This is a genomic window from Tepidimonas alkaliphilus (assembly GCF_007556595.1).
In the GTDB taxonomy this organism is placed as follows: Bacteria; Pseudomonadota; Gammaproteobacteria; order Burkholderiales; family Burkholderiaceae_C; genus Tepidimonas; species Tepidimonas alkaliphila.
Genome location: NZ_VJNB01000029.1, coordinates 1 through 1,121, shown reverse-complemented (window position 1 = coordinate 1,121; position 1,121 = coordinate 1). Strand labels below are relative to the sequence as shown.

The following is a 1,121-nucleotide window of genomic DNA, read 5'->3' as shown; positions in this document are numbered from 1 at the left end:
CCCACGGTGCGACCGCCTTCGCGGATGGCAAAGCGCAAGCCTTCCTCCATCGCAATCGGCGCAATCAGCTTGACCGTCAGCGTCACGTTGTCGCCCGGCATCACCATCTCTTTGTCCTTGGGCAGCTCAATGGCCCCGGTCACATCGGTGGTGCGGAAGTAAAACTGCGGCCGGTAGTTGTTGAAAAACGGCGTGTGGCGGCCTCCCTCTTCTTTGCTCAGCACATACACCTCGCCCGTGAAGTGCGTGTGCGGCGTGATGGTGCCCGGCTTGGCCAGCACCTGCCCGCGCTCCACTTCCTCGCGCTTGGTGCCGCGCAGCAAAATGCCCACGTTGTCGCCCGCTTGGCCCTGATCGAGCAGCTTGCGAAACATCTCCACCCCCGTGCAGGTGGTCTTCTGTGTCGGGCGCAAACCCACAATCTCCACTTCGTCGCCCACTTTGATGACGCCGCGCTCAATGCGCCCCGTCACCACCGTGCCACGGCCCGAAATCGAGAAGACGTCTTCCACCGGCATCAGGAAGGCGCCATCAATCGCACGCTCCGGCGTCGGAATGTAGGTGTCCAGCGCTTCCGCGAGCTTCATGATGGCCTGCTCGCCCAGCTCGCCCTTGTCGCCTTCCAGAGCCTTCAGCGCCGAGCCCTTGATGATGGGGATGTCGTCGCCCGGAAAGTCATACTTGGACAGCAGCTCGCGCACCTCCATCTCAACAAGCTCCAGCAGCTCGGCATCATCCACCATGTCGCACTTGTTGAGAAAGACAACAATGTAGGGCACCCCCACCTGGCGCGCCAGCAGAATGTGCTCGCGCGTCTGCGGCATCGGACCATCCGCCGCCGACACCACCAAAATCGCCCCATCCATCTGCGCCGCACCCGTGATCATGTTCTTGACGTAGTCGGCATGCCCCGGACAGTCCACGTGCGCATAGTGCCGGTTGGCCGTCTCATACTCCACGTGCGCCGTGTTGATGGTGATGCCGCGCGCCTTCTCCTCCGGCGCCGCATCAATCTCGTCATACTTCTTGGCCTGCCCACCATACTTGGCCGCCAGCACCGTCGTGATCGCCGCCGTCAGCGTCGTCTTGCCATGGTCCACGTGCCCAATCGTGCCCACATT

The 1,121-nt window shown here is 62.5% G+C and carries 1 protein-coding gene; it reads right to left on the bottom strand.

From position 1 onward, the window contains the following. A partial coding sequence (gene tuf, locus Talka_RS11830; RefSeq protein ID WP_143891516.1) for an elongation factor Tu occupies window positions 1-1,121 on the bottom strand: 1,121 nt, incomplete at both ends.